This is a genomic window from Paenibacillus zanthoxyli JH29 (assembly GCF_000520715.1).
GTDB classification, from domain to species: domain Bacteria; phylum Bacillota; class Bacilli; order Paenibacillales; family Paenibacillaceae; genus Paenibacillus_AQ; species Paenibacillus_AQ zanthoxyli.
Genome location: NZ_ASSD01000286.1, coordinates 1 through 7,444, shown reverse-complemented (window position 1 = coordinate 7,444; position 7,444 = coordinate 1). Strand labels below are relative to the sequence as shown.

The window sequence follows — 7,444 nt, the reverse complement described above, 5'->3', positions numbered from 1 at the left end:
TCCCCCGCCATTATCGTGGCTTGGCTCGCCAAGCTGAATCCGCTCGGGCTTGTTGTCACTTCGGTGCTGTTCGGCGGATTGATTGTCGGCGGTTTTAGCGTACAGACCATCGGTCTGCCATCGTCCATTTCGGAAATGCTGCAGGGCGCGATCCTGTTTTTCCTGATTGCCGGCGATATGGTCACCCGCTTCCGCATTCGCCGGGGAGCGTAGCCCAAAGGAGGAATCGAAAGAAATGGATTTTGTCACACAGTTATTAATCGCCGCCATTACCGCGGGTACGCCGCTGCTCTTGGCGACGCTCGGAGGCATATTGAACGAACGCGCCGGCATTATTCAGTTGGGAGCCGAGGGCCTCATGCTGATGGGGGCGGTCACAACCTGCATTGTGTTTATTCGTACCGAAAATCTTGGAGTGGCGCTGCTCGCGTCAGTTGGAGTAACGGCGGTGCTCGGCCTGGGCCACTCCTTTCTGTGCATCACGCTCCGCGCCAACCAGACCATGTCGGGTCTTGCGATGACGCTGTTTGGCAGCGGCTTTAGCGCCTATCTCGGCAAGTCGATCAGCGGCAACCCGCTGCCCGGTATTTTGCCGAGACTGCATCTGGACTTTCTGAAGCCGATTCCGGTGCTCGGCGATATTTTGGGGAATCTGGATGTTCTGACCTGGTTCAGCTTTGTGCTTGTCATTGTGCTGCATCTGCTCATTCACCGCACTTCATGGGGTCTGCATCTGCGGGCCGTGGGAGACAGTCCGGCCACTGCGGATGTCATGGGCGTTCATGTCCGGCTGATCCGTTACGGCTACGTTACGGTCGGCGCCATGCTGATCGGGCTTGCAGGAGCGGATATGGTTCTGACCGTTGCTCCGACCTGGAACGAAGGGCTGACGGCGGGCAGAGGCTGGATCGCGGTTGGTCTCGTTATTTTTGCCAGATGGAATCCGGTAAGGGCGCTGCTGTGCGCCTACTTCTTCGGAGCACTGGATTCGCTGGGCTTCCGGATGCAGCTGCTTGGCAGCGCCATTCCGCCGTACTTCTTGAAAATGATTCCTTATGTTGTAACCATCCTTGTCCTCATGTATTTGGGGTACCGCAACCGCAACAAGCCTTCCGGCACGCCGGAATCGCTAGGTATTCCGTACATCCGGGAGCAGCGGTTCTAGGACGTTAAAACGGCTTTTAGACTGCGGACAACTGTAGGTGGGAGGGGAGCAAATGAAACCTTTTCACGATGAACCACTGGGTAAGCCGGCTGTAGCGGCTGAGTATGGCCGAAGCGGTTCTGGAAGGCGCCTGTATCGGCAAGGAAATGCTTGCTCCATTGTACAAGGCGGTTGTCACGCAGTTTGAAGCCTATGGAGATCCTTTTGCAACCGTAGAATACAAGAAGAGGGCAGCGGGCAATCTTGCCGCTACCGAACTGTGGAAGGCATTGGAAGGAAACGCTGGAAAAAGCGGACATTAATGTAATGGGGAATGGGGGAGTTTTCCGAACCCGGGGCCCGAAGAGGTTATGCCGGTGCATAGGTTATGACGGCATTATGCGGGCCGTAAACAAGGCGATTGAAAAAGGAGTGGGACCATGGCAACCCCAGCTTCACCTATTACACTGTCTGAGATAAACGAAATGAGCAAGGAAGAGTTTGTGGCGACGCTTGGCGGTATTTTTGAGCATTCGCCATGGGTTGCCGAATCGGCCTACGCCTCCCGTCCCTTCAGATCGGTTGGAGAACTGCACGAAGCGATGACGGAGGCAGTCCGAAGCGCAGACCGGGAGAAGATTTTGTCGCTGCTGCGGGCCCATCCCGATCTGGCGACGAGGCTCCAGGTCACACCGCTGTCGGCGGCGGAGCAGAAAGGGGCAGGGCTAGACCGTCTGACCCCGGAGGAATTCGAATTGTTAAACGACCTGAACACGAAATATACGGACAAATTCCAGTTTCCGTTCATTCTGGCTGTGCGAGGGAAAAACAAAGACGATATCATCCAATCCATCAGCGAGCGTGTTAACCTTGCGGCTGAGGAAGAATGGAACCGCGCATTATTTGAAATCAGCAAAATTACGAAGTTTCGCTTGGAGGATCTGCTGACGGAATAAAAACATCCTTCAATTCAATCATTCTTGTTAACGGGGGTGCCAGCCATACTCATACCGAAGACTGCCAAAGGCCGATTTTCGATTCGGAAGACAGAAATAGCCAGCATAATTATGAATATTCTCCACAAAAATTACAGGACACGCAGTGATATATCGCACGTTCCGATCCACAATTTGTCCAGGGAGGTGGCTGCATGAGCGGACGTTTGACTACCCATGTGCTCGATCTGGTACGGGGGATTCCCGCTTCGGGAGTTTTCCTGCAGCTGAGGCGGCTGGAGAATGAAGAGAGTCTGCTGCTCCGCGAGGCGGCTACGAATGCGGACGGGAGGCTGGAGGCTCCACTGCTGGAAGACGCGGAAATGAAGCCCGGCGAGTATGAGCTGCTGTTCCACGCGGGAGATTATTTTCGAAAAATGGATGCGGAAAGCTCAGAGACATCTTCGGCCCCTGAACCCATTGGATTTCTCGATCTGATTCCGATCCGTTTCCACATCGGCAGTGAGGGCGGTCATTATCATGTTCCGCTTCTGCTCGCTCCTGGAGGATACAGCACTTATCGCGGAAGCTGACAACCGGGTATAACTTATTGTAGAAGAAAACTAACGACGACGGGAGGGAACCTATGTGAGCGATTCTTATGAACTGGTAATTAAAAATGGTCTGGCGGTACTCCCCGGGGAGGTCGTGAAGCTTGATATCGGCATTGCCGACGGCAAAATCGCTGCCCTGGAAGCCGGGATAGAAGCCGGTTCGGATACAACCGTCATCGATGCCGAAGGACAGTATGTGCTGCCTGGCATGATCGACATGCATGTCCATTTTAACGAGCCGTCGTTTGGGCACTGGGAAGGCTTTCCCACCGGATCGGCGTCGCTGGCGGCGGGAGGCTGCACTACCTATGCCGATATGCCGCTGAACGGCAATCCGCCGACGGTGAATTTACCCGCTCTCGGTCTGAAAGCCGAATTGGCCGCCGGTCATTCTGCTGTCGATTATGTGCTGTGGGGCGGCCTTGTTCCGGGCAATCTGGATAATTTGGAGGAGCTCTGGTCGGCGGGCGTAACGGGCTTCAAGGCCTTTATATCGAATCCGGGCGGCGAAGGCGAAGGACGCTTTCGCGAGGTTGACGACAAGACTCTGTACCAAGGGATGAAAAAGATCGCCTCGCTCGGCGGCATACTGGCGCTGCATGCGGAGAGCGACGAGATGACGGCGGTGCTCGCGGCGGAAGCGGTGCGAAGCGGACGGACAGGAGCTCGCGATTTTGCGGCCTCCCGGCCGGAGCATGCGGAGATGGAGGCTGTCGCCCGGGCACTGCTGTACGGGGAGCGTACGGGATGCCGGCTGCATTTTGTCCATATCAGCACGGCCGCTGCAATTGACATGATTCATGCAGCCAAATTACGCGGCCAGGACGTATCGGCAGAAACCTGCCCGCACTATTTGATATTGACGGAAGACGATATGGAGGAAATGGGCCCGGTTGCCAAATGCGCGCCGCCGCTGCGGAGCGCCGAGGAGCAGGAGAAGCTGTGGAAGGCGCTGGCCGATGGGAAAATCGATCTCATTGCCTCCGACCATTCGCCCTGTCCTCCCGAACTGAAGCTTGCCTCCGGACTGAGTTTCTTTGATGCCTGGGGCGGTATCTCCGGGGCTCAGAGCAGCATGGAACTGATGTTCCATGAAGGAGTAAACAAGCGGAAGCTTCCGGTAACGCTGGTTTCACGGCTGCTGTCGGGGCTTCCAGCGGAGCGTTTCGGGTTATCCGGCCGCAAAGGTTCAATTGCAATTGGCATGGACGCCGATCTGGCGGTGCTGCATCCGGATATGCCCTATACCCTTTCCTCTTCGGATTTGCTCTACCGCCACAAGCATAGCCCATATGCCGGAATGAATCTCTCCTGCAGGGTGACTTCCACTATCTGCCGCGGTAATCTGGTCTATACCCGTGAACAGGGCGTGATCTCTCCGGAAGGCGGACAGTGGATACAAATCGGTGAAGGGCAGCTGGTATTATGAGTGCGTCTTATATTCAAGCTCCAGCCGCCGAAATGATGGAGCTGCTTGAAGAATTGTCCGCGTTCAGCGCGCCGGGAGACGGGGTTACCCGGCTGCTGTATACGCCGGAATGGAAGAAGGCGCAGCAGTTTCTGCTTAACCGGGCCGGGGAGAGCGGCCTGACGGCTTATTCCGACAGCGTCGGCAATGTCTATGGCAAATTGACCGGCACGCGCGATGACGGCAAAGTCGTATTGGCCGGTTCACATATCGACACGGTTGTAAACGGCGGGAAATACGATGGCGCTTACGGAGTAGGGGCAGCCTTTACAGCGCTGCGCTACCTAAGCAGCGTGTACGGTCCGCCGCTTCGGACCCTGGAAGCTGTCTCCTTCGCCGAAGAGGAAGGCAGCCGGTTTCCGCTGACCTTTTGGGGTTCGGGCAATGTGACCGGACTGTACGACGGCAGCGAAGCGGAAGACTGCAGGGATAGCGAAGGCGTTACGCTTCTGGAAGGGATGAAGAGCTGCGGCCTGGACGGTAAGGAGCCGAGTGCGCCGAGAAGCGACATTTCCGCATATGTAGAGCTTCACATCGAGCAGGGGATCGTGCTTGAGCGGACGGGGATGCAGATCGGCGTTGTGTCGGCGATTGTCGGGCAGCGGCGATTTGCCGTGACCGTCAAAGGTACGGCCAATCATGCCGGAACGACGCCGATGGGCCTGCGCCGCGACGCTCTCGCCGCTGCCGCTGAGATGATGCTGCAGATGGAGCGCCTTGCGGCGGAAGCGGGAGATCCGCTGGTAGCCACCACGGGGCGGCTGGTTGTAACCCCCAATACACCAAATGTGATTCCCGGCGAAGTGGCGTTCACGCTGGACATCCGCCATAGCCGGGAAGATGAGCTGGAGGCGTTCTGCGCATCGGTTGTGTCCGCGTTTGAGGAAATAGCAAAACGCCGGGATGTTGCACTCGACATAACGCTCCGGCTCAGCGCTTCTCCCGCGCCGATGGACAGCAGGCTGAGAGCGGAGCTTGAAGCTATATGTCTCCGGCAGGGCAGGACATACAAAGCGATGGTCAGCGGGGCGGGCCACGATGCCCAACTGTTTGCGCCACGATGTCCGACCGCGATGATTTTCGTGCCGAGCCAAGACGGCATCAGCCATTCTCCGGAGGAATATACTTCGCCGGAAGAGCTGGCTGCCGGGCTTGAGGTGCTGATCGCGCTACTGTATAAGCTGGGATATGAAGAAACGGATGAAGACGGTCTTGTGCCGCAAAATACGAAGGAGAGATGGACATGAAGCGGTTCGAAGACTTGTCACCGTCACTGCGGTGCATTATGACTCCAGGACCGGTGGAGGTTGACCCGCGCGTGCTGCGGGCGATGTCATATCCGGTGCTGGGCCAGTTCGACCCCGAGTTTACCGACATTATGAATGAAACGATGGGCATGCTGCGGGAGCTGTTCGCTACAAGCAATCAGTGGGCCTTTCCCGTGGACGGCACCTCCCGTTCGGGGATTGAGGCGGCCATGGTCAGCCTGATTTCTCCAGGGGACCGTGTGCTGATTCCAATTTACGGCCGTTTTGGGCATTTGCTGCATGAAATCGCCGACCGCTGCGGCGCGGAGGTGCATACGATTGAGAAGGAATGGGGAACGGTCTTCGCTCAGGAGGAGATCATTGCCGAGATGCGCAGGGTAAAGCCCGATGTGGTCGCAATGGTTCACGGCGAGACATCCACCGGCCGCCTGCAGCCGCTCGAAGGGATTGGGCAGGCTTGCCGGGAAATGGATGCCCTGCTGATTGTCGATGCGGTGGCAACGATCGGCGGCGTGCCGGTCGAGACGGACGCCTGGCAGCTTGACGCCGTGATCGGCGGCACGCAGAAATGCCTGTCCGTTCCGTCGGGCATGGCCCCGGTCACGTACAACAAACGCGCCGAAGACAAGATCAAGTCGCGCAAACGGGTGGAGCGCGGACTGCGCACAGCCGATGCCGGAGACGAGGATATCGCAGTCGTTCGCAGCAATTATTTTGATCTGGGGATGCTTCAAGACTACTGGAGTCCATTGCGGCTGAACCATCATACGGAAATGACCTCCATGCTGTACGCGCTGCGTGAAGGTCTGCGGCTCGTATTGGAAGAGGGGCTTGAGGAGCGATTTGCCAGGCACCGCCTGCATGAGCGTGCGCTTGTCGCCGGGCTCAAGGCGATGGGACTTCAGCTTTACGGCGACCCCGGCTGCAAAATGCCGATGGTAACCTGCGTGGTGATCCCGGAAGGAGTCAACGGGGAATCGGTACGCTCCATGCTGCTGGACAGCTTCGGCATCGAAATCGCCAGCTCTTTCGGACCGCTTAAAGGGAAAATCTGGCGGATTGGAACGATGGGCTTCAGCTGCCGCGGGAACAATGTGCTGCGGGTGCTGGGCGCGCTGGAGGCGGCGCTGCTCCGCCACGGCCATCCGCTGCCTGCCGGACTTGGCGTTCAGGCGGCACTTGATATCTACGAGCAGGTATAGGATAATTTCGAGAAACGAACTAAGCAAGGCGTTCGGGAGGCAAACCTGCCGGATGGAACCTCGGGAAAAACGGCTACCGGACCTGCGGGGAAGGCAGAGCCGTTTTTTCTTAAACTGCCGCTTGGCGAAGCTGCTGCGGTTAACTATTTTGTGCGAAGGGAGCGGGAAGATATGGTCTTTGCAAGAAAACCTCTCGCCGACTGCGTTCCGGAGCTTGTAGCTACGGCGCGCGGCGACATGCCGGCTACGCTGGTTATAACCGGCGGCAAACTGGTCAACGTGTGTTCCGGCGAAATTTTGGAAGGCATGTCCGTCGGCATTCAGGAAGGGCGCATCGCCTATGTAGGCAAGGACGTATCGCATATGATCGGGGAGAATACCAAGGTCATTGATGCGGCGGGAAAATATATCGCTCCCGGCCTGCTCGACGGACACTGCCATATCGAGAGCACGCAGCTGACTGTCACCGAATTCGCGCGCGCGGTTCTTCCGCTCGGAACGACCGGCGGCTTCTTCGACGCTCATGAAATTGCCAATGTGTTCGGACTAAAAGGAATCAAGCTGATGCTGGAAGAGATGCGGACGACGCCGCTTGCCGCCTATATGCAGGTCGCTTCCTGCGTTCCTTCAGCGGGTCCCGAATTCGAAACGACCGGGGCGGCCATCGGGCCGGAGGAAGTGGCGGAGGCGTTCACCTGGGGAGACGATGTCATCGCGCTCGGTGAAGTGATGAACTTTCCCGGCGTCGTCTACGGCGACGATAAAATGCTTGGAGAGATTCAGGCGACCCTGCGAGCCGGAAAATATGCCGAC

At 57.4% G+C, this 7,444-nt stretch carries 8 protein-coding genes and 1 pseudogene; all 9 read left to right on the top strand.

Going from position 1 to position 7,444, the window contains the following annotated elements:
* A pseudogene (locus L691_RS0110540) lies at positions 1-213 on the top strand (ABC transporter permease); the annotation flags it as partial.
* A 22-nt stretch (positions 214-235) separates the two neighbouring features.
* Positions 236-1,165 (top strand): ABC transporter permease, encoded by a 930-nt coding sequence (locus L691_RS0110535; protein ID WP_025690451.1) that lies wholly within the window; start codon positions 236-238, stop codon positions 1,163-1,165.
* Positions 1,166-1,269: 104 nt separating this feature from the next.
* A complete protein-coding gene (locus L691_RS0110530) occupies positions 1,270-1,467 on the top strand; it encodes a hypothetical protein (RefSeq protein ID WP_025690449.1) in 198 nt (65 codons plus the stop codon).
* Positions 1,468-1,584: 117 nt separating this feature from the next.
* Positions 1,585-2,100 (top strand): 2-oxo-4-hydroxy-4-carboxy-5-ureidoimidazoline decarboxylase, encoded by a 516-nt coding sequence (gene uraD, locus L691_RS0110525; protein ID WP_036736545.1) that lies wholly within the window; start codon positions 1,585-1,587, stop codon positions 2,098-2,100.
* 194 nt (positions 2,101-2,294) lie between these two features.
* Positions 2,295-2,672: a hydroxyisourate hydrolase gene (gene uraH / locus L691_RS0110520; RefSeq protein ID WP_025690447.1), complete on the top strand. Its 378-nt coding sequence runs from the start codon at positions 2,295-2,297 to the stop codon at positions 2,670-2,672.
* 55 nt (positions 2,673-2,727) lie between these two features.
* Positions 2,728-4,122 (top strand): allantoinase, encoded by a 1,395-nt coding sequence (locus tag L691_RS0110515; RefSeq protein WP_025690446.1) that lies wholly within the window; start codon positions 2,728-2,730, stop codon positions 4,120-4,122.
* On the top strand, positions 4,119-5,408 hold the full coding sequence (allC, locus tag L691_RS0110510) for an allantoate deiminase (protein WP_051459345.1): 1,290 nt from the start codon (positions 4,119-4,121) through the stop codon (positions 5,406-5,408). Before L691_RS0110515 ends, allC begins: the two co-directional genes overlap by 4 nt.
* Positions 5,405-6,631, top strand: a complete 1,227-nt coding sequence (locus tag L691_RS0110505) for a pyridoxal-phosphate-dependent aminotransferase family protein (protein ID WP_025690444.1) — start codon at positions 5,405-5,407, stop codon at positions 6,629-6,631. Before allC ends, L691_RS0110505 begins: the two co-directional genes overlap by 4 nt.
* Positions 6,632-6,802: 171 nt before the next feature.
* A partial coding sequence (locus tag L691_RS0110500) for an amidohydrolase family protein (RefSeq protein WP_025690442.1) occupies positions 6,803-7,444 on the top strand: 642 nt, incomplete at its 3' end.